The 22107-nt window shown below is 60.9% G+C and carries 28 protein-coding genes; 12 read left to right on the top strand and 16 right to left on the bottom strand.

Annotated elements, in window-relative coordinates; all coding sequences use genetic code 11:
• On the bottom strand, window positions 1-500 hold a 500-nt coding region (locus tag ACFMBG_RS13360), incomplete at its 3' end, for a hypothetical protein (RefSeq protein WP_421055187.1).
• Window positions 501-980: 480 nt separating this feature from the next.
• Between ACFMBG_RS13360 and ACFMBG_RS13355 the strand changes: the two genes are divergently transcribed.
• Window positions 981-1898 carry an ArdC family protein gene (locus ACFMBG_RS13355; RefSeq protein ID WP_421055186.1) on the top strand — a complete coding sequence of 306 codons (918 nt, stop codon included), beginning with the start codon at window positions 981-983 and terminating at the stop codon, window positions 1896-1898.
• Between the two features lie 30 nt (window positions 1899-1928).
• Window positions 1929-2222 (top strand): hypothetical protein, encoded by a 294-nt coding sequence (locus ACFMBG_RS13350; protein ID WP_421055185.1) that lies wholly within the window; start codon window positions 1929-1931, stop codon window positions 2220-2222.
• Here the strand turns inward: ACFMBG_RS13350 and ACFMBG_RS13345 are convergent.
• Window positions 2193-2888 (bottom strand): SDR family NAD(P)-dependent oxidoreductase, encoded by a 696-nt coding sequence (locus tag ACFMBG_RS13345; RefSeq protein WP_421055184.1) that lies wholly within the window; start codon window positions 2886-2888, stop codon window positions 2193-2195. The two genes, ACFMBG_RS13350 and ACFMBG_RS13345, sit on opposite strands and share 30 nt — an antisense overlap.
• Window positions 2889-3072: 184 nt before the next feature.
• Here ACFMBG_RS13345 and ACFMBG_RS13340 point away from each other — a divergent pair, with 184 nt between their 5' ends.
• Window positions 3073-3537 (top strand): H-NS histone family protein, encoded by a 465-nt coding sequence (locus ACFMBG_RS13340; protein ID WP_421055183.1) that lies wholly within the window; start codon window positions 3073-3075, stop codon window positions 3535-3537.
• Between the two features lie 124 nt (window positions 3538-3661).
• Here ACFMBG_RS13340 and ACFMBG_RS13335 read toward each other — a convergent pair whose 3' ends face one another.
• Entirely contained in the window at window positions 3662-3841 is a 180-nt protein-coding gene (locus tag ACFMBG_RS13335) for a hypothetical protein (RefSeq protein ID WP_421055182.1), read from the bottom strand.
• Between the two features lie 328 nt (window positions 3842-4169).
• Here ACFMBG_RS13335 and ACFMBG_RS13330 point away from each other — a divergent pair, with 328 nt between their 5' ends.
• Entirely contained in the window at window positions 4170-4796 is a 627-nt protein-coding gene (locus ACFMBG_RS13330; protein ID WP_421055181.1) for a hypothetical protein, read from the top strand.
• A gap of 9 nt (window positions 4797-4805) precedes the next feature.
• Here ACFMBG_RS13330 and ACFMBG_RS13325 read toward each other — a convergent pair whose 3' ends face one another.
• Together ACFMBG_RS13325 and ACFMBG_RS13320 are read right to left on the bottom strand one after the other, a co-directional pair.
• Window positions 4806-6107, bottom strand: coding sequence for a relaxase/mobilization nuclease domain-containing protein (locus tag ACFMBG_RS13325; RefSeq protein WP_421055180.1), 1302 nt, complete (start codon window positions 6105-6107; stop codon window positions 4806-4808).
• Window positions 6104-6535: a hypothetical protein gene (locus ACFMBG_RS13320; RefSeq protein WP_421055179.1), complete on the bottom strand. Its 432-nt coding sequence runs from the start codon at window positions 6533-6535 to the stop codon at window positions 6104-6106. Before ACFMBG_RS13320 ends, ACFMBG_RS13325 begins: the two co-directional genes overlap by 4 nt.
• 37 nt (window positions 6536-6572) lie before the next feature.
• On the opposite strand from ACFMBG_RS13320, the gene ACFMBG_RS13315 reads away from it, so the two are divergent.
• Window positions 6573-7073 (top strand): PilZ domain-containing protein, encoded by a 501-nt coding sequence (locus ACFMBG_RS13315; RefSeq protein WP_421055178.1) that lies wholly within the window; start codon window positions 6573-6575, stop codon window positions 7071-7073.
• Window positions 7074-7109: 36 nt separating this feature from the next.
• Here ACFMBG_RS13315 and ACFMBG_RS13310 read toward each other — a convergent pair whose 3' ends face one another.
• Window positions 7110-7979 (bottom strand): LysR family transcriptional regulator, encoded by an 870-nt coding sequence (locus ACFMBG_RS13310; protein WP_421055177.1) that lies wholly within the window; start codon window positions 7977-7979, stop codon window positions 7110-7112.
• Between the two features lie 98 nt (window positions 7980-8077).
• On the opposite strand from ACFMBG_RS13310, the gene tmpA reads away from it, so the two are divergent.
• The 3 genes from tmpA to ACFMBG_RS13295 are packed head-to-tail and all read left to right on the top strand — an operon-like array spanning window position 8078 to window position 10482.
• Complete coding sequence (tmpA, locus tag ACFMBG_RS13305) at window positions 8078-9211, top strand: 2-trimethylaminoethylphosphonate dioxygenase (protein ID WP_421055176.1); 1134 nt, start codon at window positions 8078-8080, stop codon at window positions 9209-9211.
• A gap of 3 nt (window positions 9212-9214) precedes the next feature.
• A complete protein-coding gene (tmpB, locus tag ACFMBG_RS13300) occupies window positions 9215-9820 on the top strand; it encodes a (R)-1-hydroxy-2-trimethylaminoethylphosphonate oxygenase (RefSeq protein ID WP_421055175.1) in 606 nt (201 codons plus the stop codon).
• Entirely contained in the window at window positions 9817-10482 is a 666-nt protein-coding gene (locus ACFMBG_RS13295; protein WP_421055174.1) for an ureidoglycolate lyase, read from the top strand. Before tmpB ends, ACFMBG_RS13295 begins: the two co-directional genes overlap by 4 nt.
• A 66-nt stretch (window positions 10483-10548) precedes the next feature.
• On the opposite strand, the gene ACFMBG_RS13290 is transcribed toward ACFMBG_RS13295, so the two are convergent.
• The 9 genes from ACFMBG_RS13290 to iscR all read right to left on the bottom strand — a co-directional run bounded on the left by ACFMBG_RS13290 (window position 10549) and on the right by iscR (window position 18461).
• On the bottom strand, window positions 10549-11769 hold the full coding sequence (locus tag ACFMBG_RS13290) for a cysteine desulfurase (RefSeq protein ID WP_421055173.1): 1221 nt from the start codon (window positions 11767-11769) through the stop codon (window positions 10549-10551).
• A complete protein-coding gene (locus ACFMBG_RS13285) occupies window positions 11762-12346 on the bottom strand; it encodes a YIP1 family protein (RefSeq protein WP_421055172.1) in 585 nt (194 codons plus the stop codon). Before ACFMBG_RS13285 ends, ACFMBG_RS13290 begins: the two co-directional genes overlap by 8 nt.
• Window positions 12343-12828, bottom strand: a complete 486-nt coding sequence (locus ACFMBG_RS13280) for a YIP1 family protein (protein ID WP_421055171.1) — start codon at window positions 12826-12828, stop codon at window positions 12343-12345. The genes ACFMBG_RS13285 and ACFMBG_RS13280 overlap by 4 nt, the downstream gene beginning before the upstream one ends.
• Window positions 12828-14108 (bottom strand): Fe-S cluster assembly protein SufD, encoded by a 1281-nt coding sequence (gene sufD / locus ACFMBG_RS13275; protein ID WP_421055170.1) that lies wholly within the window; start codon window positions 14106-14108, stop codon window positions 12828-12830. Before sufD ends, ACFMBG_RS13280 begins: the two co-directional genes overlap by 1 nt.
• On the bottom strand, window positions 14109-14864 hold the full coding sequence (gene sufC, locus ACFMBG_RS13270; protein ID WP_226428460.1) for a Fe-S cluster assembly ATPase SufC: 756 nt from the start codon (window positions 14862-14864) through the stop codon (window positions 14109-14111).
• A 74-nt stretch (window positions 14865-14938) separates the two neighbouring features.
• The gene (locus ACFMBG_RS13265; RefSeq protein WP_039123659.1) at window positions 14939-15253 is read right to left on the bottom strand and encodes a YbjQ family protein; all 315 of its coding nucleotides are present in this window, start codon (window positions 15251-15253) and stop codon (window positions 14939-14941) included.
• Window positions 15254-15291: 38 nt separating this feature from the next.
• Window positions 15292-16815, bottom strand: a complete 1524-nt coding sequence (sufB, locus tag ACFMBG_RS13260; protein ID WP_421055169.1) for a Fe-S cluster assembly protein SufB — start codon at window positions 16813-16815, stop codon at window positions 15292-15294.
• 14 nt (window positions 16816-16829) lie between these two features.
• Entirely contained in the window at window positions 16830-17873 is a 1044-nt protein-coding gene (locus tag ACFMBG_RS13255) for a cysteine desulfurase family protein (protein WP_421055168.1), read from the bottom strand.
• A gap of 129 nt (window positions 17874-18002) precedes the next feature.
• The gene (gene iscR / locus ACFMBG_RS13250; protein ID WP_259959268.1) at window positions 18003-18461 is read right to left on the bottom strand and encodes a Fe-S cluster assembly transcriptional regulator IscR; all 459 of its coding nucleotides are present in this window, start codon (window positions 18459-18461) and stop codon (window positions 18003-18005) included.
• A gap of 186 nt (window positions 18462-18647) precedes the next feature.
• Between iscR and ACFMBG_RS13245 the strand changes: the two genes are divergently transcribed.
• Genes ACFMBG_RS13245 through ACFMBG_RS13235 form a run of 3 tightly spaced genes read left to right on the top strand, consistent with a single transcriptional unit; the run spans window position 18648 to window position 20709 of the window.
• Complete coding sequence (locus tag ACFMBG_RS13245; RefSeq protein ID WP_421055167.1) at window positions 18648-19301, top strand: alpha/beta hydrolase; 654 nt, start codon at window positions 18648-18650, stop codon at window positions 19299-19301.
• Entirely contained in the window at window positions 19301-19543 is a 243-nt protein-coding gene (locus tag ACFMBG_RS13240; protein WP_421055166.1) for a hypothetical protein, read from the top strand. The genes ACFMBG_RS13245 and ACFMBG_RS13240 overlap by 1 nt, the downstream gene beginning before the upstream one ends.
• Window positions 19540-20709: an HD domain-containing protein gene (locus ACFMBG_RS13235; RefSeq protein ID WP_421055165.1), complete on the top strand. Its 1170-nt coding sequence runs from the start codon at window positions 19540-19542 to the stop codon at window positions 20707-20709. Before ACFMBG_RS13240 ends, ACFMBG_RS13235 begins: the two co-directional genes overlap by 4 nt.
• 23 nt (window positions 20710-20732) lie before the next feature.
• Here the strand turns inward: ACFMBG_RS13235 and ACFMBG_RS13230 are convergent, their stop codons facing one another.
• Entirely contained in the window at window positions 20733-21515 is a 783-nt protein-coding gene (locus ACFMBG_RS13230) for a class II glutamine amidotransferase (protein ID WP_421055164.1), read from the bottom strand.
• A gap of 248 nt (window positions 21516-21763) precedes the next feature.
• On the opposite strand from ACFMBG_RS13230, the gene ACFMBG_RS13225 reads away from it, so the two are divergent.
• Window positions 21764-22099: a DMT family transporter gene (locus ACFMBG_RS13225; protein WP_421055163.1), complete on the top strand. Its 336-nt coding sequence runs from the start codon at window positions 21764-21766 to the stop codon at window positions 22097-22099.
• Window positions 22100-22107 lie beyond the last annotated feature (8 nt).

Genomic DNA, 22107 nt, shown 5'->3' with positions numbered 1-22107 from the left:
TGTGCCGCTTCGTTCCCATTCTGATCCTCCGTTTTCCTAAACATAACGGCGGACCACTTCACTGGGGGAGGATCACTTAGGCGCTTACGCTTCTTCCTTACATCCTCAAGCGCCGCGTCGATCTCTTCATCGGTTGTAATTTCGCTGAAGTGAGAAGCAAATCCGGGGCTTTTCTTTGGAACCACGTACATTTGAAAACGTGTCTTCTCCAGCTCAAAAACGCCGGTTTCAACATTGTCCATCCAGTTTGCAAGCGTCTTCCAGAATACCGTCGACCAATTCGAAATCGGATTGCCTGTTAGGTAGCTTTTACACTGTTCAGCGAATACCACATCATCACCCAGGTGGACCGAAACATCATCAACATACTCAAGCCCCACCGAAGCCTCGGACGGGCAAGTCAAGAGATGATAGAAGAGTCGTACCGGCTGCAGAGCGAACCCAAGATACTGACCCGCTGCACTTCCTTTCACCTTTGGAACTACCGTAGCTTCACTCAACTTCCTTGTACCGTTCCTTTTTGTAAAGGCGCACACGATCAACAGTGCGCAAGGCTTTTAACTGTCTAACAACTTTAGCGATTGTCCGACCCTCAGTGAACATGGCTCATCAAAATTGTCCACGTATTTTTGAACGCGAGTCAACGCTCATAGCGCACCCTGCGGGCCGGGCTGTCGTGAACCGAGCCCGCTGATGCGGTCTCGGCCATTCGGCTTCCTTCCCTTGCGCATGACCAGATGCCAGCCCTGACGGGCTGACCCTTTTCCTGTTTTGGGGCCTGCGGCCCCATCCTCCGTCAAGACCAAGCCCTTCGCACTTGCTACGGGCGCAACCAGCGGTGTCCCCGTCCTTCCTCCCGCTGGTCGTGCAGGACGGGCGATCCCCCTCCGCTGTCTGCGGTCTGTGACGTTCTCCCCCCGCTCATTGGCGCGGGCCTAGTCCGGTTGCATGCGCAACCGGCTTTGAAAGGAGAAAAAGAAATGAAACAGGACATTTATCAGAAAGTAACCGACAAGATCGTGGCCGACCTTGAGAAGGGCGAACTCACATGGCTGAAGCCATGGAGTGCTGGCAACATGGACGGGCGGATTGTCAAACCGCTGCGCCATAACGGCGTTGCCTATAGCGGCATCAACGTGCTGATGCTGTGGGGCGCGGCGCTGGAGAGCGGCTATTGCTCTCCGTACTGGATGACGTTCAAGCAAGCCAAGGAACTCGGCGCGCATGTCCGCAAGGGCGAGCGCGGCAATCCTGTCGTCTATGCGAACACCATCACCAAGACGGAAGAACAGGACGATGGCAGCGAGCAAGAGCGCACCATCCCGTTCATGAAGGCCTACACAGTCTTCAACGTCGATCAGATCGACGGCTTGCCTGAGCATTTTCATGTTAGGCCCGAGCCGATCATTGACCCCGCCGAACGGATCGAGCATGCGGATACGTTCTTTGCCGCAACCGGTGCCGATGTCCGGCATGGTGGCAACAGGGCATTCTATGCCGGTGCCAGCGATCATGTGCAGATGCCACCCTTTGAATGCTTCCGCAGTCCCGAAGCCTACTATGCAACCTTGGCACACGAGCTGACCCACTGGACGAAGCATAAAACGCGCCTTGACCGCGATCTTGGCCGGAAGAACCAAGGGGGAGTGAAGCGCGATGAAGGCTATGCCCGTGAGGAACTGGTCGCAGAACTTGGCGCAGCCTTCCTTTGTGCCGATCTGCGCCTGACGCCCGAGCCGGGCGCTGACCATGCCGCTTACATCCAGAGCTGGCTCAAGGTTTTGAAGGAAGACAAGCGGGCGATCTTTTCCGCCGCTGCCTACGCCCAGAAGGCAGCAGACTACCTGCACAGTCTTCAGCAGAAGGAACCCGAGCAGCAAGAAGGAGCCGCCGCTTGAGGCGGCTCCAACTCCGCGGAGAACAGGACAATGGAAAAATCCAGCATGACGTGGCGCGGCATCGCCATGGAAATCACCTTCACACCGGACAGGTTCGGCTTGGCCGATCACATCGAACTGCGGACCGAAGGCAAGGCACCGCTACCGGTTACCGAGACAGGCTACAGATCGCATTTCGTTGCCGCTGGAAGCGTGGCAGAATACGGCGGTGCGCTGGCCTATGTGACGGATTGGTTGGATGCCGAAGCCGAGCGCATCGGCTGGAACGGCGCACAGATGTCTTTGCTCTGGAAACTAAAGACGGTAACCGCCCGATACTGTTAGCACCTCTCCAGTAATAAATGAGGCTGCTTCTCCGGCAAGGAAACGAACTGCGCGAGCAATATCATTGGGTGTAGCAAGACGTCCCAACGCAGTTTCATCGGTGAACGCTTTGACCAGCTCATCGGATCTGGGCTCCTCAGGATCGTTCACAGCTCCCGGTGCGACTGCGTTTACCCGGATTTGGCGAGGGCCAAGTTCTTTCGCCATTCCTCGCGTCCAAAGATTGAGAGCTGCTTTGCTCGCTCCGTAGAGTGCTGCATTACGTGGTGGCAATGTCGCATTTACAGAAGAAATGTTGACCACAGAAGCGCCAGGCGTGAGATATGGAAGCGCTGCGACAAGCAATGACTCTGCCGCCAGGAGGTTCACCTGAAACATTTTCTCCGCTTCAATCCAGTTAAATCCGCCCGGACCAGAACTAACTACCAATCCGGCGTTATTGACAATTACATCGAGACGTCCAAATCGTTCCAGCACCTCAGAAACGATAGTCTCACTAGCGCCTGCCTCCGTAAGGTCGGCCCTGATGGCCAATAAATCGTCAAGTCCAGAAGCAGGTTCTGTGTTCAACCAAGTGAAGGACACATCGTGATCCGACGCAAAGTCTTCAGCAATTGCCCGTCCAATCCCACGGGCACCGCCCGTTATCAACACAACTTTTCTCATGCTCCGCCCCTTAATAACCTTCGTTTTTGTTAAAGCTCGACGTTTAGGTTCCAGTCCAGAAGTTTTTACTCTCAGATCAAGTGAGCGATGACCAGGAAGCAGGACCTCCACCTTCACATTGCCCCAATCTCCAAAGCACCTCCAAGTTACAATGTAGACCACAGATATAAATCCACAGGAAAAGATGCTTAAACGTGTTTGGAAGAAAGATGAGAGCAATCACCTGTGCGATTTACCGCACACAAAACTGGCGATGAAGCGGCGAGCGCTTGCTTCAAAATCTGTTATCTGCTTTGAGCGGGCAAACAAAAACCGCGAGGAACACATGGGAATTGATCTGACTGGACTGAGCCCGGCGGAGCTGGACGCACTGGCCAAAGACATTGAAGCCCGCAAGGTGGAAGTGGAAAAAGAGGCCAAGCAAAACGCCTATACCGAAATGCTGGCTGTTGCTGAAAAACATGGCGTGGCCTTCGAAGACATTATTGCTCTGCATGGCGGCAAGGCCCGTAAGCCTGGCGCCAAAGCCCCTGCCAAGTACGCTAATCCAGAAGATACGTCCCAGACCTGGAGCGGACGCGGGCGCAAACCCGCTTGGGTTCACGCCGCGCTGGAAGCCGGGAAGTCGTTGGACGATTTTGCGATCTGAAGCGCGATCACATCAATATCTTTCGTCGCTCAGTAGAACATCACATTTTTTTTCGAAACGCGCCTTCGATTTCTGGTCCGGGCGGTAAAATTTGCGGCTGGCCTCCAGGCCAGCCGCATCAGGTTTACGGTGCTGGCGCACGGGTCGCCAGCACGTCTTCGATAGTGCGCATCGTGGCGAGCGCATCGCGCTGCTCCCGGGAGCCGCGCGCGGCAGCGGCAAAGGCTATGAAAGCCTGTTTGCGCAGACTGTAGAGATCGGCGGTGCCGAGCGATGCAGCTTCAGATCGAGAGATGCGTTTCATCGTATCCTCCTTTGTTTCAGGGAGGCCCCGAACCGCTCAGGGCCTTTCGGCCCCGGCACACATCATCATCATCGGCCCATGAAGGCGCTGATGGTTCGGGCACTCATTCTGAAATCGAAGGATTGGATGCGCGCAGGAGACACGGCGAGGTTTGCAGCGGTAGTTACAAACGGCACAGACGAATTTCGCGGGATTGAACAGGCTTTCAGGGCTTGCCTGAACCGATGCCGAATGAAGCCGCGTCCAATTTTCTTGACAGCGCAGCCTCCATTATGTCAACAATGCTGACCTTTATTTGTTAATTTGATCAGTTATGAGGAGTTTGAGCATGTTATTGCGACACCAGAAAATCGTCGATCCGGAGACCGGCGTTGCCGTCCGCGAAACCTGGGAGAAGGTTGATTACATTTATCAGAGCGATGGCATTCCGCACCGGGAGGATGGGCCCGCGGATATCATACGCGATGAGGCTACCGGCGAGGTAATCTATGAAAAATGGTCCTTTGAAGGTGAATCGCATCGCCTCGACGGGCCCGCGGACCGCATCGTGAACGACACTCCTGACGATCAGGCAGCACCGGGCCGCCCCTGGGGATTCGTGGACAGGGAGGTCTGGTCCCTGCACGGAGAGTTTCACCGCGAGGGAGGTCCCCAATGGACCGAAACCGACCGGGAGACAGGTGTTGTCGTCACGGAAGAATGGCGCGTGAACGGCAAGTCGCACAGGCTGGACGGGCCCGCGCAATTGTCCCGTGATCGAACGACAGGGGTTGCCTGGCGCGAAGAGTGGTACAGGGACGGAAAGATGCATCGCGATGACGGCCCGGCAGTCATTGAGCGCAACCCGGTTTCCGGTGCGGTGACCAATGAGACATGGTACCGCGACGGACAGGAAATCGACCCTCCGCCACGACCGGTCGAGGCTTCTCCCGCAACAAAGAAACCAGCACCCTGACCGCGCCGTTCAGGGCTCGAAATCACGGCGGCGGCGGGACTGCCTGCGCCGCCGCGCACCATCATCCTTGTCGCGCCTTTGTTTTTGCACTCGCTCGCGGTGCCCGATTTCCCGGTAGTTCGCCACATCTGCGCGCAGCTGCATCAGTTCCTGACGGGCAAGCTCCCGCTGCATCCTGATGTCGCGCTGCAGGCTCTGGCGTTCATCAAGCTGCCGGTGGATGAGCCCGTCCTTCTCTGTGCGGTCCCGCTGCCATGCCTGCAGGGCTTCCTGCTCGTTCTGTGCTTTCACCCTGGCATAGCGCCCGGTCAGGCGGTGCCAGATACCGGAAATCCCGCGCGGCAGGCGCTGTGCCCGCTCCCTGGTTTCAGCCTGCCAGCGCTGCTCATGCCGTGCCCATAACTCTGCCCGTTTGTCCCGGTGCCGGGCGGTCATCCCGGCCTTGCGGAAATCGGCCAGCTCAATACGCTGCCGCGCATCGCGCTCCGTTTGCCTGATGAACGCCGCGAGCTTTCGGGACATGCCGCGCGCGATCTCGTTCCTGATCTCATCGACCGAACGCAAGCGGTTTCGGTCTCCGATCCGGTTTTCGAGCTTTTTAGTCGTCACCCCGGCATGGCGCGAAAGCGAATAGACCTCGCCCCGATAGTCGATGGCAACAAAGCCGCGCCGGTCGCCCCGTGCCAGCCAGAATCCGCGTTCCTTGAGGGCGCGTTCCAAAGATGCGCGGCTATCCGAGACTTTCCAGCACTGGCGCAGAACGGTCTTGATCTCCCGCGGATCAAGACCGGCGCGTCTGGCCTGTTGCCATTCCGCGCGCGTGAAGCTGAGCGGATCGCGAAAACGGCAGTCCTGCAGCCCGGGCGGCATGTCCCAGCCATGTTCCAGGTACAGCTTGCGCGACAGGTCCCGCAGCCTGAACTTGAAGTGCGGCAGATTGATGGCCCGCATGCGCTGCGTGTCGATCCGCGACCAGACGACATGCGCGTGCCTGCGCCCGTCTCGTTCATGGAAGACAATAACGCGGGGCTGGCCCTCCAGACCGAGCTTGCGCTCGATCCGGTCCGCCGCCCGTTCGAAGGCCCCGGTCGATACCTGCGCGCCTTCCGGCGGATTGAGGCTCATTGAAAACAGGTAGTTCCTGCAGCGCGTGCCCCTGGCAATCGCATCGGCTTCGTGGAACGCCTCCAGCAGGTTGTCGCTGACAAAGCCGCGCACCTCATGCAGCTCTACATGATCGTTGTCGCGCGTGGCGAGAAGGTAGCGCGCCAGTTGCGGAGCATCGCCGCGTTCTTTTGCCTTGAGGATCATGGCACGCCCCCCGGTACCTTGCCCAGAGCCTGCAACAGATCGGCCCGCAGCGCCTTGACGGCACGGCACGCTTCTCTCAGATCGGCTTCGGTTTCGTCGGTGACCGGCAGCGAGCCCGTGTTTACCGCCCTGGCGAGCTGATTGAGGTTCGATGACAGCCGCGAACGGCCCAATGCACCGAGAACACGGCCAAGGGCTTCCTGATCCTGCACGGGGCGCTGGCCGCTCTTTTTGCGCGGCGCAGCATTGTCGCCAAGCAACTGCTCACGGATGTAGGCCCCCAGCGGCTTGCCCGCCGCTGCCTGGTCCAGCCTGGCCCGTTCTTCGTAGGTCAGACGCAGGGAGAACGGCGGCGGATACTTCTTCTTGCCGGTCTTGCCGGACCCGGCTTGCGCTACAGCACTGAAATCACGGCGTAAATTCGTCATCGCCGCACCTCAGACTGTCAAAGTCTACAGATGCGAGATGGCGTTCCCATTCTTCCAACGCCTCAAACAGAGAGTTCGAACTTTCTCCGTCCAGGCGCGCCATTTCCCTCGTACCGCTGCCAACTTTTCACGGCCCTTTCACGCTTTCGTAAGGGAAGCTGCCTATTTGCCTAAGGAATTGATGGTAATTTCACGGCAGGATGGCATGGCAGCATTCAGTTCCTATTCACAGCCCCCGATCCCAACGGCTCCGCGTCTGAGGCTGGACCTGCCTTGCGTGATCAATCTGGCGGATGCACAAATCGAGGCGCAGCTTTGCAACATCAGCTACCAGGGGCTTGCCGTTCGCCTCCCGGAGGGGCAGCCCCCCTTTGAGCTGGCCCAAATGCAATCCGTCACGATTTCCGGAATTGGCGAGTTTGCCGTGGCAACGCGCTGGCGCAAAGACGGCAAGATCGGTCTCGCCTTCCTCAGCAAACGCGGGGCGAGACCTTTGCTGGATGCCTATTTCGCCAAAACTGGAGAATACCCAATCTGAAAGGGTATCCGTGCCCTTCCAGGGGCGGCGGGCTATTCAACCATGCAGGGCAGCGGTCAAAGCGGTCAATACTTCGCTTTGACGCTTCGATTTCCCCAGGCTTGGCGGCCACGTCAGCCAATAGCCATCGATCGTTGGCAGTTCCGGTGCCGGGGCGCATTCAAGCTGACCGGTTTGCAGCAGGTTCGCAGCCAGAACCTTGGACCCCAGCACGACCCCCAGACCGAGACGTGCCGCCCGCAGCGCATGTGCCATGGAATCAACGGAAACCGGCCCGGTTTCCGGCTCAGCCTGTCCCGTCACCCGCGACCATTCCGCCCAGCCCGGCCGCTCGCCGCGCAATTCGATCGCAGGAAGCTGCCGCCAGTCCTCAGCCAGCCCCGGGGCCGTCATCGGCTGCAGCACCTCATCGGCCAGCAAGGCCTCCTCCCGCCCCTCCCAGCCGCCGCGGCCATAGCGGATTTGCAAGGCGCCGTCGGCGGCCTCAAAATCCAGCCGCTTGGGCACGGTCTCAGTGACCAGCCGCATTTCGGGGTAGCTGCTTGAAAACACTTCAAGCCGCGGCAGCAGCAGCATTTCCAGATGAGACGGAAGAGCCGCAATCCGCAGCTCGCGGACGGTTTGGCCAAACAGGTTCTCGGTTCCCTGCTCAAGCGCGCGCAGGGAATCATGCACCAGCGGCAGATAGCTTTCTCCATCCACGGTCAGCGATACCCCGCGCGCCGAACGGATGAACAGCTGCCGGCCCAGCCAGGATTCGAGGTTTCGGATCCGCTGGCTGACTGCGGCCTGGGTGGCGCCGAATTCCTCCGCTGCGGCGGTGAAACTGCCGTGGCGGCCCGCCGCCTCAAACACCTTGAGCCAGTCGAGCGGTGGCAGGCCCTTTTTGGTGACTTTCTTTGCCATTAGAAAACCTAACTCTCAAACCCTAATTTGCGTCGTTCTCTTGATGGCTCAGCCGCGGTACCAGCACAAGGGAGAACCAGGCCAACCGGAGAAACCCCATGCCCCGTTCCGTGACCGCTGACGCATCCGGCAGCTTTCTGACCCTGACTTTCAATGACGGCGCCGAGAGCCGTTTCCACGCGATATGGCTGCGTGACAACGCGCTGGATCCCGAGACCCGCGCGCCCGGCAACGGCCAGCGGCTGATCACCATCGGCGACATTCCGGCGGACACCAGGATCAGCACCGCGCTGGTGGAAGACGGCGCCCTGACCGTCACGTTCGCCCCCGAAGGCAAGACCGTGACGTTCCCCGGAGACTGGTTGAAGTCGAACGCTTATGACTCTGAAAAGCAGTCGGAATTCGGCCGCACCGCCCCGGGTATCGAGACTTGGAACAGCAGCCAGCCTGCCCCCGCGTTCGACTGGAGCGAGGTGCGGTCGGATCCCAAGGCAAAACGCGACTGGCTGGATGCCATCGCCCGCCTGGGCTTTGCCAAACTGGTGAACGGCCCGGTGCGCGAAGGTGCGCTGATCGATTGCGCCGGGATGTTCGGCTTTGTCCGCGAGACCAACTACGGCAAGTATTTCGAAGTGCGGACCGAGGTGAATCCGACAAACCTGGCCTATACCGGCCTGGGCCTGCAAGCGCATACCGACAACCCCTATCGCGATCCGGTGCCCAGCTTGCAGATCCTCTACTGCCTGGAGAACTCGGCCGAAGGCGGCGACAGCATCGTGGTGGACGGTTTCCGCGCGGCCGAGCGCCTGCGCGAAGAAAACCCGGAAGGCTTTGCCCTGCTGGCAGGCTACCCGGCACGGTTCGAGTACAAGGGCTCTGACGGGGTGCATCTGCGCTCGCGCCGTCCGATGATCGAGCTGTCGCCAGATGGCGAGATGATTGCGGTGCGGTTCAACAACCGGTCTTCGGCGCCGTTTGTGGACGTTCCGTTCGAGAAGATGGAGGCCTATTACGCCGCCTACCGCCGCCTCGGCGAATTCATCGACGATCCCGAAATGGGAGTGTCGTTCAAACTGGAGCCGGGGGAAAGCTTTGTCGTCGACAACACCCGCGTGCTGCACGCGCGGCTTGGCTATTCCGGTGCAGGGTCGCGCTGGCTGCAGGGGTGCTACGCCGACAAGGACGGGCTGCTGTCGACCCTGAACGTGCTCAACGCACAGGTTGAGGGCTGACCCATGAGCAAGCCAGACGTCAGCACGCTGAACCGCGACAATATCGTCGAATTCATCGGCGGCATCTTTGACCGCCGCGGCGATGAGGAATACCTGGGTGAGCCGGTCACCATGGCCGAGCACATGCTGCAAGGCGCCACGATAGCCGAGCAGAACGGTCAGCCGGAAGAGATCATCGTCGGGGCGCTGCTCCACGATATCGGCCATTTCACCAGTGAATTCGGGACGTTCTCCATGGAGGACACCGAAGACCGCTTTCACGAGGAGGCCGGCGCCGAGGTTCTGGAACAGTTCTTCCCGTCGGTGATCACCGACTGCGTGCGCTACCACGTGGCGGCAAAACGCTACCTCTGCGCCACCAAGCCGGAATATTTCAACCGTTTGTCAGAGGCTTCCGTGCATTCGCTGAACCTGCAGGGCGGGCCGATGAATGCTGAGGAGGTGGCCGAGTTCGAGAAGAATCCGAACCTCAAGCAGATCATCGCGGTACGGTATCTGGATGAGGCCGGCAAGCGCGCGGATATGGAGACGCCTGACTATTGGCACTTTGCGCCGATGGTGCAGCGGATGGTTGACAAGCATCTGGAAGCGGGAGATTCCGAAAAATGAGCGCGCCTGAGTATATCTTTGAGGCCAGCACCAAACCCTCGCTGCCCTGGCACGAGGTGCCGCTGATCCGGGCGACCGAGGAAAGCGTCAAGGGCTATGGCTGCCTGGTGGAGGATCCCGAAAACTTCGAGATAGAGATCGTACAATGGCCCGCCCAGGGCTGGCGGCCGATTGACGAGGGCACCGGTGACGAAGCCGGTTGGGTTGAGGGCACCTTCCGCGGCGACTGGCGCGGCGATGTGCTTTATGGCGAGAACGAAGCGGTCAAAGGAAACTATGTGCTGGGCTGGTCCACTGATCCGCAGCAGGCCCAAGTTGAACGCCAGACCGCGCCGCGGGATCAGGTGCTGCTGTGGCACATGAACTATCACCCCGACGGCGGGCAGTTGTTCTATCCGCTGGACAACAAGCCTTTCATCATTCCAGCCGCTTTACCCGGTGATGACCTGAAACCGGAGAAAGTCGTGGCATTCTGGTGTGACGGGTCCAAAGGCCTCTACATCCACCCGAACATCTGGCACGAAGGGATTTTCCCGGTGGAAGACAGTCAGCGTTTCCTGGACCGTCAGGGCAAGGTGCACGCGCGGGTCAGCTGTGATATCGGCAAGGAGTTTGGTGTCTACCTGTCCTGCCCGCTGCGGGCGGACAAGATCCAAGGCTAAAGCACTGCTGCAAAATAAAAAACGGCGCCTCCAAGGGCGCCGTTTTCATTTGGTCAGCGGCTGGGATCAGGCAAACAGCTCATGCGCCAGTTCCAGCGCGTTGATCAGCGTGTCGACCTCTTCCTTGGTGTTGTAGAGGCCAAAGGACGCGCGGCAGGTCGCCGAAACCCCCAGGTGATCCATCAGCGGCCCGGCACAGTGATGGCCGGCGCGCACCGCGACACCTTTCTTGTCGAGGATGGTCGAAATGTCGTGAGCATGTGCGGCGCCTTCCATGGTGAAGCTGAAAATCGCTGCCTTGCCAGGCGCTTTCCCCTGCACATTGATCCAGTTCAGGCCGGTCAGCCGCTCCATCGCATAGTCGCGCAGGCCGCCCTCGTGCTTGGCGATGTTCTCCATGCCGAGATCCATCATGTACTCCAGCGCCACGCCCAGGCCGATGGTCTGCACGATGCCCGGCGTGCCGGCTTCGAACTTCATCGGCGGATCATTGTAGATGACCTGCTCCTTGGAGACTTCCTTGATCATGTCGCCGCCACCGATGAAGGGGCGCATTTCGGCCATGCGTTCGGGTTTGATGTAGATCGCACCGGACGCGGAGGGGCCGTAAAGCTTGTGGCCGGTGATCGCATAGAAGTCGCAGCCGATGTCCTGCACGTCGACCGGCATGTGAACCGCGCCTTGCGAGCCGTCTACCAGCACCGGCACGCCCTTGGCATGGGCGCCTTGGGTGATCGCCTTGACGTCCACCACGGTGCCCAGCACGTTGGAGCACTGGGTGACTGCCACCAGCTTGGTCTTGGGGGTGATGGCGTCGATCATCTTCTGCGGATCAAGGCTGCCGTCGGCCTCGGTATCGACCCATTTCAGCACAACACCCTGACGCTCCCGCAGAAAGTGCCAGGGCACGATATTGGCGTGGTGCTCCATCACCGACAGCAGGATCTCGTCGCCAGCCTCCAACCGCGGCATTGCCCAGCCGTAGGCCACCAGGTTGATGCCCTCGGTGGTGCCGGAGTTCAGCACGATGGTGTTTTCGTCGCCTGCATTCAGGAATCGGGAAATGATGCCGCGGACGGCCTCATACTTTTCGGTCGCAAGATTGGAAAGGAAGTGCAAGCCACGGTGAACATTGGAATATTCCTCTGCGTAGGCCTTGGTCACTGCGTCGATCACAACCTGCGGCTTCTGGGCTGAGGCACCGTTGTCGAGGTAGGTCAGCGGCTTGCCGTTCACCTCACGCGACAGGATCGGGAAATCGGCACGGATTTTTTCGACGTCATACATTTTCGGGCAGTCCCAGATTGGCTGGGCCGATCAGACCCACGATGAAGAGGAGGGCAAACACCAGGATCAGGCTGGCCATCAAAACCACCCCAAGCGAGCGCCAGACGGAGCCGAACCTGTGCGCCGCGTTGACGAAATGCAAGAGGATAAAGAACACCACGATATTGGCGGCAATGTTGAGCAGCGCCGCCAGTGCCGGCAGGACCAGGAACACCACCACGATAGCGCCATTCAACGCGGCCTGCAGCAGTTGCAGCCAGGTGATCAGCGCCAGCAGCGAGGGCAGGTCACCCTGCCCGCCCAGCCAGCGGCCTGTGGTCGCCAGCATCGCAATGAAGCTGAGCTGTAGGACCAGAACCACTGCAAAATAGGCTCCGGGCGCAAACCGCGGCAGCAGGACTTCCGGCGGCAGCGGGAACAGGACCTGCTGCAGTGTGTAGACGCAGGTGTTCAGCACCACGGACAGCAGGAACGCTGTCCACAGCGCCTCACGCGGCCAATCACGCGCCAGGATCTGCATCGCGGCGTCGCGCGGAGACTTTATTGTCAGCAGGGCAAAAGCAGCCAAAGCGTTCATGACTTGGACCAATACCCCTGGATCATGCCGGACAGCCAGAACCACAGGAAGACGGCGCACCACAGCGCGCCCACCAGGTTCAGCGCGGCACCGGCACCGATGAAGCCTGCCACCAGGCCGTTCAGCAGGATCAGCGGGCTGGAGGCCAGAAACGCCCAGAACAATGCCAGACGGGCGCGGTATGCGTCACCCTGCCCGCCCGCGGCCCGGGCGATCCAGTGCGCCACCAGCGCCAGAACGTACAGCAGCAGCGGCGCGATGAAGACGATGCCCAGCAGCGCGCCGCCCAGCAGCATGTTCAGCTCCTGACCGGTCAGATGCGCCTCGCGAGCCAGTTTCGGCATCTGCGCCACAAAGGTGAGCACGCAGCCGGCGATCAGAAACACCAGCAGCCGGTCCTCGCGGGCGCCCATGCTGAGAAGCCGCGCAAACACCTTGCGCGGCCCCTTGTAGGTTGCGGGGATATCCGTGGTGACGGACATCAGCGGCGCCGGGCCAGCCAGCCTTCGAGGCGGGAGACGATGTCAGCGGCGATCTCGGGATCCTCGATCTCGTCAACCGCTTCGGCCAGGAAGGCCAGCGTCATGAGGTCGGTCGCATCCGCCTTGTCCACACCGCGCGAACGCAGGTAGAACAGGCCTTCCTCGTCGATCGCGCCAGAGGTCGAGCCATGCGAGCAGGCCACGTCATCGGCGTAGATTTCCAGCTCCGGCTTTGCCAGGAACTCGCTGTCGTCATCCAGCAGCAGCGACTGGGAAATTTGATACCCGTCAGTCTTTTGAGCGCCTTCCTTCACCAGGATCTTGCCCTGGAACACACCGGTGGCACCGTTGCGCAGCACCTTCTTGAACACCTGGCGGCTTTCGCAGTTCACCGCGTCATGGGTGATGAAGACGGTGTCGTCGTGGTGGAAGTCGCCGTCGCCGACGCAAGCGCCGGCGATATGGGCAACCGCATCATCGCCGGTCAGCTCGATCACCGCTTCGTTGCGGGTCAGAACGCCGTTCACGGTCAGGGTGAAGGATTTGAACACCGACTCGGTCCCCAAGCGGGCAAACAGATGGGTGGCCGCCCGGCGCTCATGGTCGCGGCCCTGGGCCCGCACCAGATGCAGTTTGCCGCCGTCGGCAATGTCGATCTCCATGCACTTGTTGAAGCGCGAGGCCGCCGGACCGTTTTCCAGGATCGTAACTTCGGCACCGCTTTCCACGCGGATCACGTGATGCAGGATCGCGTCGGAGGTTTCGTCCGAATGCACATAGGTGAAGTTGATCGGCTTGGAGACCTTGCCGGTCACCCGGATCGCCACGCCATCGGTGGCGAACGCGGTGTTCAGCGCCGCCAGCGGACGTTCCACCGGGGTCTGGCCGCGCGCCTCAAGAACGCCGTACAAGTCCTTGGCCCAATGGATATCCTTGCAGCAGATATCCTCGATCCGGTCGATGGCGACACCTTCCAGAGACAGATCGTCGGACGCCTCGGCGTCGAACACCCCATCGACAAACACGATGTTCAGGCGCTCAAAGGCGTTGAACATCGGTGCCTCTTCGGCGTGGAACACGGCTGCCTTGGGGGCCTCAGCCTGCACCAGCGTGTCCGGCCTGGTGTATTTCCAGTATTCGTCGCGGCGGCTGGGCAGGCCCATGGTCTGGACCCGCGACAGCGCGGCCTGGCGGGCCGCCTTGAGGCAGCCGCTTTCCGGCAGGGTCAGCGCCGACAGCCGCGCCTCGGTTGCGCTTTGCTTGACTTCGGGCAGGGCCATTTACGCCTCCTCTGCCAGGATGCCGGCGTAACCGTTGTTTTCCACTTCCAGCGCCAGCTCCGGGCCGCCGGTCTTGACGATGCGGCCGCCTGCCAGGATGTGCACCACGTCCGGTTTGATGTGGTCCAGCAGGCGCTGGTAGTGGGTGATCACCAGGAAACCGCGGCCTTCGTCGCGCAGGGCATTCACGCCTTCGGCCACCAGCTTCATCGCGTCCACGTCGAGACCGGAGTCGGTTTCGTCGAGGATGCACAGCTTCGGCTCCAGCATCGCCATCTGCAGGATCTCATTGCGCTTCTTTTCACCGCCGGAGAAGCCGACGTTGACCGGACGCTTCAGCATATCGGCGTCGATCTTCAGGGTCTTTGCCTTGGCGCGCACTTCCTTCAGGAAGTCGGAGGCCGACAGCTCTTCCTCGCCGCGGGCCTTGCGCTGTGCGTTCACCGCGGTGCGCAGGAAGGTCATGTTGCCAACCCCGGGGATTTCCACCGGGTACTGGAATGCCAGGAACATGCCGGCCGCAGCGCGCTCTTCCGGCTCCAGCTCCAGGATGTCTTCGCCTTCCAGCTCAGCCGAGCCTTCGGTCACTTCATAGCCATCGCGGCCCGACAGCACATAGGACAGGGTGGATTTGCCCGAACCATTCGGCCCCATGATCGCGTGCACCTTGCCGGCTTCGACCTTCAGGTCGACGCCCTTCAGGATCTGCTTGTCTTCGTCTTCCAGTTTGACGTGCAGGTTTTTGATTTCGAGCATTTTTTCCTCGTCTCACATGTCATGCGGGCGTGCGGCCCGCGATATTCCCCGGCTCCAGCGGAGCCCATTCATTCCTATCCCAGCACCACCGCGGTGCCGCTGGCCGAGACCATCAGCATGGACTGCCCGACCACTTCGTAATCCAGATCAACCCCGACCACGGCGTTGGCGCCTTTGGCCCGGGCGCGGTCTTCCAGTTCTGCCAGGGCCGTTTCGCGGGCATCCTGCAGCTTGCTTTCATACGCGCCGGAGCGGCCGCCGACGATGTCGGTGATCGAGGCGAAGACATCCCGTACCACATTGGCGCCCATGATCGCCTCGCCCACCACGATGCCCTTGTATTCGGCGATCTGGTAGCCTTCGACAGAGTTGGTGGTGGTGACGATCATGCTCTTGCCTCCTTGCGGTGATGCCCAGGGGTCTGTCATCAGCCGACAGACCCTTCCAGCGAGATTGCAACCAGCTGCTGCGCTTCCATGGCGAACTCCATCGGCAGCGCCTGCAGCACGTCCTTGCAGAAGCCGTTGACCACCAGGGCCACCGCCTCTTCCTCGTCCATGCCGCGCTGGCGGCAGTAGAACAGCTGGTCGTCATCCACCTTGGAGGTGGTCGCCTCATGCTCCACCCGCGAGGAGTTGTTCTTGACCTCGATGTACGGGACCGTGTGGGCACCGCATTTGTCACCGATCAGCAGGCTGTCGCACTGGGTGTAGTTGCGGCTGTTCTTGGCTTTCGGGTGCATCGACACCAGACCACGGTAGGTGTTCTGCGCCTTGCCCGCCGAAATCCCCTTGGACACGATGCGCGACTTGGTGCGCTTGCCCAGGTGCACCATCTTGGTGCCGGTGTCGGCCTGCTGGTAGTTGTTGGTGATCGCGATCGAGTAGAACTCGCCCTGGCTGTCGTCGCCGCGCAGGATGCAGGAGGGGTATTTCCAGGTCACGGCCGAGCCGGTCTCGACCTGGGTCCACATCACCTTGGCGCGGTCGCCGCGGCAGTCAGCGCGCTTGGTCACGAAGTTGTAGATGCCGCCTTTGCCGTTCTCATCGCCCGGGTACCAGTTCTGGACGGTCGAATACTTCACCTCGGCGTCTTCCTCGACGATGATCTCCACCACTGCGGCGTGCAGCTGCGAGGTGTCGCGCTGCGGTGCGGTGCAGCCTTCCAGGTAGGAAACGTAGGAGCCCTTGTCGGCAATGATCAGGGTGCGCTCGAACTGGCCGGTGTTTTCCGCATTGATGCGGAAATAGGTCGACAGTTCCATCGGGCAGCGCACGCCCGGCGGCACGTAGACAAACGAGCCGTCGGAGAACACGGCGGAGTTCAGCGTCGCATAGAAGTTGTCAGACACCGGGACCACCGAGCCCAGGTATTTCTTCACCAGTTCCGGGTGCTCCTTGATGGCTTCGGAGATCGAGCAGAAGATGACGCCCGCTTCTTTCAGCTCTTTCTGGAAGGTGGTGCCCACGGAGACGGAGTCGAACACCGCATCAACGGCGACCTTGCGGCCTTCTTCCGGGGTCTCGCCCGCGCCTTCGACGCCGGCCAGAATCATCTGCTCTTTCAGCGGGATACCCAGCTTTTCGTAGGTCGCGAGCAGCTTGGGGTCGACCTCGTCCAGCGACTTGGGCTTCACTTCCATCGACTTGGGACGGGCATAGTAATACTGGTCCTGGAAGTCGATTTCCGGGTAGTCGACCATCGCCCAGTCGGGCTCTTCCTTCTGGAGCCAGCGTTCATAGGCCGCCAGCCGCCATTCGGTCATCCATTCCGGCTCTTCGTTCTTTTCCGAAATCAGCCGGACGATATCCGGGGTCAGCCCCTTGGGGGCGTATTCCATCTCGATATCGGTTTCCCAGCCGTATTTGTAAGCGCCGCCTACCTCGCGGACTGCGTCCACGGTTTCCTGGTCAACACCTTCCTTGACTTGGGTCTGGTCCAAAGCGGCCATTGTCTTCTCCTCACTCACGCCGCGCGGGCGCGATGTTTCTTTTCTTTTTCCAGCCACGCATCGGCAAAGCGCAGCACATCTTCTTCCGTTGTCTCCGGCCCCAGCGACACGCGCACCGCGCCTTGTGCCGTTGCCTCGTCATATCCCATGGCGGTCAGCACCGCGCTGGCGCGCACCTTGCCGCTGGAACAGGCGCTGCCCGCGCTGATGGCAAAACCCGCAAGGTCCATCTGCATGACCTGGGTCTCGCCCTTCCAGCCCGGCGTCGCGAAACACAGGGTGTTTGGCAGCCGCTCCCGATCCTTCCCGACAAAAATAGTATGGTTTGCGCCAGACACAAGCGCCTTTTCTAGAATATTTCTAAGTTCTGCAACCCTGTCCCAGACGCCATCGGCCAGATCTTTGGCAGCAGCTTCAGCTGCGGCACCGAAGCCCGCAATTCCAATGACATTTTCGGTGCCGGACCGGCGCCCCATCTCCTGGCCGCCGCCCTTGATCCGGGCAGGCAGATCGGTGCCGCGTTTCATCACCACCGCGCCAATGCCCTTGGGGCCGCCCAGCTTGTGCGCCGAGATCAGCGCCATTTCGGCCCCAAGCCAGTTAAAGGCAACCGGCAATTTACCGAATGCCTGGGTCGCATCCGTCACCGCCAGCCCATCCGGCAGGCGCTGCACAATGCCCGTTTCCGAGTTGGCCAATTGTACGGTGGAAACGGCAGGATCGGTGACTTCCACCGCACCGTCTGAAGCTACATTCAGGTCCTCGACGGTCCAGGCGCGCACGGCGTCATGCTCCACCGGCGCGCCATGCAAACCGCGTCCGGCCAGCGCCAGCGACGCCCCCTCGGTAGAGCCGGAGGTGAATACAATGTCCGCGCCATCCGCGCCAAACGCGGCGGCGACCTGTGCCCGCGCCTTCTCGACCAGCGCCTTGGCAGCCCGGCCCTCAGCATGGACTGACGACGGGTTGCCGCAGACATCCATCGCCGCAATCATCGCAGACCGCGCTTCGGAACGCAAAGTGGCGGTGGCGTTATGGTCTAGGTAAACACGTTTCATAGATGCATCTTTTTGCGGATCGCTGCCGCGTCATACGCGGCCTTGCACCAATGCGCAAAGCCTTCCCGCAGAAATTGTGCGGCAGGTGTGCAACACGCGGATGAACAAGTGCAGCAGCTTTCCGGCACCTCAGTCATCCACCACGGCAAACAGGCTGGGAACCGCAGGGCATGGCGCCAGGTCGTTCTTGATCACATCGGACAGGCGGGTCTGATGCAGGAACACATAGACATGCGCGCTGAGGCCTTCCCACAGGCGGTTGGTCAGGGATTGCGCCCGGCTGCCGGACAGCGCTCCGGAGGCGCCTGCCCCCTTGTGCATGGCGTCCACCGTTTCGTCCACAGCGGACAGCACATCGACAACCCGGATTTCCGACGCCGGCTTGGCCAGACGGTAGCCGCCGCCAGGGCCGCGCACCGATTCAACCAGCCCGGCGCGGCGCAGTTTGACAAACAGCTGCTCAAGGTACGGCAAGGAAATATCCTGGCGCTTGGAGATATCGCCCAAAGGCACCAGATCGCCCTGCGTTTGCAGCGCGATATCGGCCAAAGCGACCATGGCATAGCGCCCCTTGGTGGAAAGCTTCATCTATGTCTCCTCGAAATCAGGGCGCGAGTGCGAAAACATTGACCTTCCCTCCGACTGTGCGTATCTCAGCCTGACGGTGTATGGCGAGGCCAGCGCCCTTGATTAGAACTGTTCTAAGATGCCTGACGGAACCCGTCAAGTATTCTGCGGGCAGCCCCGAAAACGAGAGTAGGATTTGAACCGCCCATGCCCGAGGTCATCTTTCCCGGACCCGAAGGCCGCCTCGAAGGCCGCTATCACCCGCAAAAAGAAAAAGACGCCCCGATCGCCATCGTGCTGCACCCGCATCCGCAGTTTGGCGGCACCATGAACAACAAGGTGGTCTACAACCTCCACTACGCGTTCTACAACATGGGCTTCACCGTTCTACGGTTCAACTTCCGCGGCGTCGGCCGCAGCCAGGGCGAATACGACCAGGGCGTGGGAGAGCTGTCGGATGCGGCATCGGCGCTGGACTACCTCCAGTCGATGAACACCAACTCCAAGCATTGCTGGGTTGCTGGCTTCTCCTTTGGCGCCTGGATCGGCATGCAGCTCTTGATGCGCCGGCCCGAGATCACCGGTTTCATCTCGGTTGCCCCGCCGGCCAACATGTACGACTTTTCGTTCCTGGCGCCCTGCCCGTCCTCCGGCCTGATCATCAACGGCACCGCCGACCGCGTGGCGCCGCCCGCCGATACGGCCAACCTGGTCAGCAAGCTGCATGAGCAGAAGGGCATCACCATCACGCACACCGAGATCGAGGGCGCGGATCACTTCTTCCAGGATCCGTACATGGACACGATGATCGGCAATGTGACCGAGTATGTGAAGCGCCGTTTGACGGAGAACACCCGCTGATGAGCACGATCGAGACGCTGGCCCAAAAACTGGCGATCGATACGCTCAAAGTTCAGGACGCCAGCGGCGAGGACCGGCTGTATGTGGAGGTGGGCCAGGTTCTTGGCGCTGCCTCCCAGTCGCTTGAAGAGGCGTTCCTGACAGAAATGCGCGTGCGCCTGGCGGAACGCAAGGCGCGCGAATTCCTCAATCAGAAAGTTGCCGCGCTGCAGGCGCAGCTGGAAGCAAAGGGTGAGGCGTGAGCGCCCGCCTGGACGCACAATTCGCCTTCCTGCTGGAAGCTGACAAGCTGCGCCGGGTAGAACGCCAGAACTTGATTCTGGATTGCAGCCGCCGGGAAAACTCGGCCGAGCACAGCTGGCACCTGGCGCTCTATGCGCTGGTTCTGGCGCCCTTTGCCGGGCCAGAGGTGAACGTCTTCCGCGCCATCCGGATGCTGCTGCTGCATGACCTGGTGGAGATCGACGCAGGCGATCACCCGATCACCGATGAGGTTGACTGGGACGCTGTCGCGCTGTCCGAGCAAGCCGCGGCAGACCGCCTGTTCGGCCTGCTGCCGGCGGATCAGGGTGCTGAGTTCCTGACGCTGTGGCAGGAGTTCGAAGCGGCCCAGAGCCCCGATGCGCGTTTTGCCAAGCGGGTGGATCATTGCCAGCCGGTCTTTCAAACCCTTTACGGGGCGGAACCGTTGGACTGGCATGTCGATGTGGTCCGCCAGAACCTGTTCGGCGGCCGCGCGGCTACCTTGGAGCAGGACCTGCCAGACGCCTTTCACCACGCTCTCACCCTGCTGGGCGAAGACACAGGATATGACAGCAGCAGCCTGACGGCCCGCCTTCCGTTCCTGAATGAGGCTGACAAGCTCAAGCTGGTGACCCGCGCGTCCAAGCTGGGCGACGGCTCGCGGCATGAAAATTCGGCGGAACACAGCTGGCACATCATGCTTTATGGCTGGGTTCTGGCGGAGCACAGCGCCGATGCGGCCGATGTGGACAGGGTTCTGCAGATGCTGCTGCTGCATGACCTGGTGGAAATCGATGCAGGCGACGCGCCGATCCACGGGGTGGTGGATCCCGCTGCTCTCGCAGCCCTGGCCGACAGGGAGCAAGCTGCTGCAGACCGTCTGTTCGGCCTTCTGCCCTTGGAACAGGGCGCGCCGTTGCGCGCCATCTGGGAAGAGTTCGAGGCCGCGGAAAGCCCCGACGCCGTATTTGCCAAGTCCATCGACCGGGTGCAGCCGGTGCTGCTCAACCTGCTGAACGGCGGCGGCAGCTGGGTCGATTACGACGTGAGCCTGCCGCAGCTCGAAACCCGGGTTGGTGTAAAGGTCCGTCGCGGCACACCCGAGGTTTGGGACTATGTCCGGTCACAGATCGAACCCTGGTTCCGGGAGGCCGGGCGCCTGTAACAGCAGGCGCCCCTCACTGAACGTCACTCCATAAACGGTTGAAATGGCTCTATTTCAGCCCCTTCCCCGGTCAGCGTCAGGAAGGCGCCCGGCTTCAGCTCGTTCCAGGCTTCCCCGGTCTGCTCCAGCGGCTCCGACACCACCGCCCAGCCGTTCAGGCTGTTGCTCCAGCGGTAATAGACCGAGGGCGCAATGCTGTCGGATGAATAACGCGCGGCATAAAGCCTCCGCCCGTCCGACATCGCCACGGACAGGCGCATGTGGGGAGTGGTTCCCCGCGCGCGCGACAAGGCCTCCATCCGGGCAACCGCCCGCTCCAGCGCCGCTTTGGGATCCGCATCCAGACCTTCCTGCAAGGCAAGCAGAAACAGCACCTCGCTGTCGGTGGCCCCCTTGCGGTGCTCATACAGCTCATCCGGGATGCACATGTCGGCGTGTCGGCGGAACTTTTCAAAGCCGCCGACCTGGCCGTTGTGCATAAAACTCCACCGTCCCGCGGTAAACGGGTGGCAGTTGTTGCGGCTGGTCGCCGACCCTGTCGAAGCGCGAACGTGGGCCAGGAACAGGCCGGACTTCACCTGCCGGACCAGGGCCCGCAAATTGCAGTCCGACCAGGCTGGATAGACATCGCGGTACAGGCCAGGCTCCGGCCGCTGCCCATACCACGCAATGCCGAACCCGTCGCCATTGGTTGCCGTCTTGCATTCCGCCGCCTTCTGGCTTTGGGCAATCAGTGAATGCGCGGGTGTTGAAATGATGTCTTCCAGGAACACATCGCCCCCCGAGTAGGCAGCCCAGCGGCACATGTGGCAGTCCCCCGCTCACTATTGGGAATCGGATCAGCGTTTTATCCAGCGCTGAATTATCGGAACAAGCTCCTAAGAAATTGCGAAATCGCAGTCCAGTGTTTCCGCGCACAGCCGCCTGTTCACCGCTGCAGCGGGCGGAAAAGCCGCGGTTGATGACGCATCGGGACTTCCTCCGGCGCTTTGGATGCGGTACCGGGGGAGCGGACCCGCCGTTGCGGGGCGAAGCGCGCAGAACGGAGGCAGAGATGCCGGTACATTACTTCTACCTGATCATTGCCGTAGCAGCGGAAACCGTCGGCACCACGGCGCTGCAGGCCAGCCAGCAGTTTTCCCGCCTTGGGCCGTCGCTGATCGTGCTGGTCGCCTATGCCTTTTCCTTCTACATGATGGGGCTGACGCTCAAGTTCATGCCGGTGGGCATCGTCTATGCCATCTGGTCCGGTCTGGGCATCCTGCTGATTGCGGTGATCGCCTTCTTTGTCTTTGGCCAGAAGCTGGATCTGCCGGCGGTCATCGGCATGGTGCTGATCATGTCAGGCATCGTCATCATCCACCTGTTTTCCAAGTCCTCGGGCCATTGATCCGCATT

It is taken from the genome of Leisingera coralii, assembly GCF_049056525.1.
Classification (GTDB): domain Bacteria; phylum Pseudomonadota; class Alphaproteobacteria; order Rhodobacterales; family Rhodobacteraceae; genus Leisingera; species Leisingera coralii.
The sequence above is the reverse complement of the archived record's forward strand: the minus strand, read 5'-3'. Positions and strand labels throughout refer to the sequence as shown.

What these genes read in the sequence shown, in the direction of transcription:
- ACFMBG_RS13285 (WP_421055172.1), bottom strand. Translation starts at nt 12,346, where the DNA reads ATGAACGCTTTGGCTGCTTTTGCCCTGCTGACAATAAAGTCTCCGCGC.
- ACFMBG_RS13310 (WP_421055177.1), bottom strand. Translation starts at nt 7,979, where the DNA reads ATGGCAAAGAAAGTCACCAAAAAGGGCCTGCCACCGCTCGACTGGCTC.
- ACFMBG_RS13230 (WP_421055164.1), bottom strand. Translation starts at nt 21,515, where the DNA reads ATGTGCCGCTGGGCTGCCTACTCGGGGGGCGATGTGTTCCTGGAAGAC.
- tmpA (WP_421055176.1), top strand. Translation starts at nt 8,078, where the DNA reads ATGCCCCGTTCCGTGACCGCTGACGCATCCGGCAGCTTTCTGACCCTG.
- ACFMBG_RS13340 (WP_421055183.1), top strand. Translation starts at nt 3,073, where the DNA reads ATGCTTAAACGTGTTTGGAAGAAAGATGAGAGCAATCACCTGTGCGAT.
- iscR (WP_259959268.1), bottom strand. Translation starts at nt 18,461, where the DNA reads ATGAAGCTTTCCACCAAGGGGCGCTATGCCATGGTCGCTTTGGCCGAT.
- ACFMBG_RS13245 (WP_421055167.1), top strand. Translation starts at nt 18,648, where the DNA reads ATGCCCGAGGTCATCTTTCCCGGACCCGAAGGCCGCCTCGAAGGCCGC.
- ACFMBG_RS13325 (WP_421055180.1), bottom strand. Translation starts at nt 6,107, where the DNA reads ATGATCCTCAAGGCAAAAGAACGCGGCGATGCTCCGCAACTGGCGCGC.
- tmpB (WP_421055175.1), top strand. Translation starts at nt 9,215, where the DNA reads ATGAGCAAGCCAGACGTCAGCACGCTGAACCGCGACAATATCGTCGAA.
- ACFMBG_RS13265 (WP_039123659.1), bottom strand. Translation starts at nt 15,253, where the DNA reads ATGATCGTCACCACCACCAACTCTGTCGAAGGCTACCAGATCGCCGAA.
- sufB (WP_421055169.1), bottom strand. Translation starts at nt 16,815, where the DNA reads ATGGCCGCTTTGGACCAGACCCAAGTCAAGGAAGGTGTTGACCAGGAA.
- ACFMBG_RS13350 (WP_421055185.1), top strand. Translation starts at nt 1,929, where the DNA reads ATGGAAAAATCCAGCATGACGTGGCGCGGCATCGCCATGGAAATCACC.
- ACFMBG_RS13335 (WP_421055182.1), bottom strand. Translation starts at nt 3,841, where the DNA reads ATGAAACGCATCTCTCGATCTGAAGCTGCATCGCTCGGCACCGCCGAT.
- ACFMBG_RS13255 (WP_421055168.1), bottom strand. Translation starts at nt 17,873, where the DNA reads ATGAAACGTGTTTACCTAGACCATAACGCCACCGCCACTTTGCGTTCC.
- ACFMBG_RS13295 (WP_421055174.1), top strand. Translation starts at nt 9,817, where the DNA reads ATGAGCGCGCCTGAGTATATCTTTGAGGCCAGCACCAAACCCTCGCTG.
- ACFMBG_RS13315 (WP_421055178.1), top strand. Translation starts at nt 6,573, where the DNA reads ATGGCGTTCCCATTCTTCCAACGCCTCAAACAGAGAGTTCGAACTTTC.
- ACFMBG_RS13225 (WP_421055163.1), top strand. Translation starts at nt 21,764, where the DNA reads ATGCCGGTACATTACTTCTACCTGATCATTGCCGTAGCAGCGGAAACC.
- ACFMBG_RS13330 (WP_421055181.1), top strand. Translation starts at nt 4,170, where the DNA reads ATGTTATTGCGACACCAGAAAATCGTCGATCCGGAGACCGGCGTTGCC.
- ACFMBG_RS13355 (WP_421055186.1), top strand. Translation starts at nt 981, where the DNA reads ATGAAACAGGACATTTATCAGAAAGTAACCGACAAGATCGTGGCCGAC.
- sufC (WP_226428460.1), bottom strand. Translation starts at nt 14,864, where the DNA reads ATGCTCGAAATCAAAAACCTGCACGTCAAACTGGAAGACGAAGACAAG.
- sufD (WP_421055170.1), bottom strand. Translation starts at nt 14,108, where the DNA reads ATGGCCCTGCCCGAAGTCAAGCAAAGCGCAACCGAGGCGCGGCTGTCG.
- ACFMBG_RS13240 (WP_421055166.1), top strand. Translation starts at nt 19,301, where the DNA reads ATGAGCACGATCGAGACGCTGGCCCAAAAACTGGCGATCGATACGCTC.
- ACFMBG_RS13320 (WP_421055179.1), bottom strand. Translation starts at nt 6,535, where the DNA reads ATGACGAATTTACGCCGTGATTTCAGTGCTGTAGCGCAAGCCGGGTCC.
- ACFMBG_RS13290 (WP_421055173.1), bottom strand. Translation starts at nt 11,769, where the DNA reads ATGTATGACGTCGAAAAAATCCGTGCCGATTTCCCGATCCTGTCGCGT.
- ACFMBG_RS13345 (WP_421055184.1), bottom strand. Translation starts at nt 2,888, where the DNA reads ATGAGAAAAGTTGTGTTGATAACGGGCGGTGCCCGTGGGATTGGACGG.
- ACFMBG_RS13280 (WP_421055171.1), bottom strand. Translation starts at nt 12,828, where the DNA reads ATGTCCGTCACCACGGATATCCCCGCAACCTACAAGGGGCCGCGCAAG.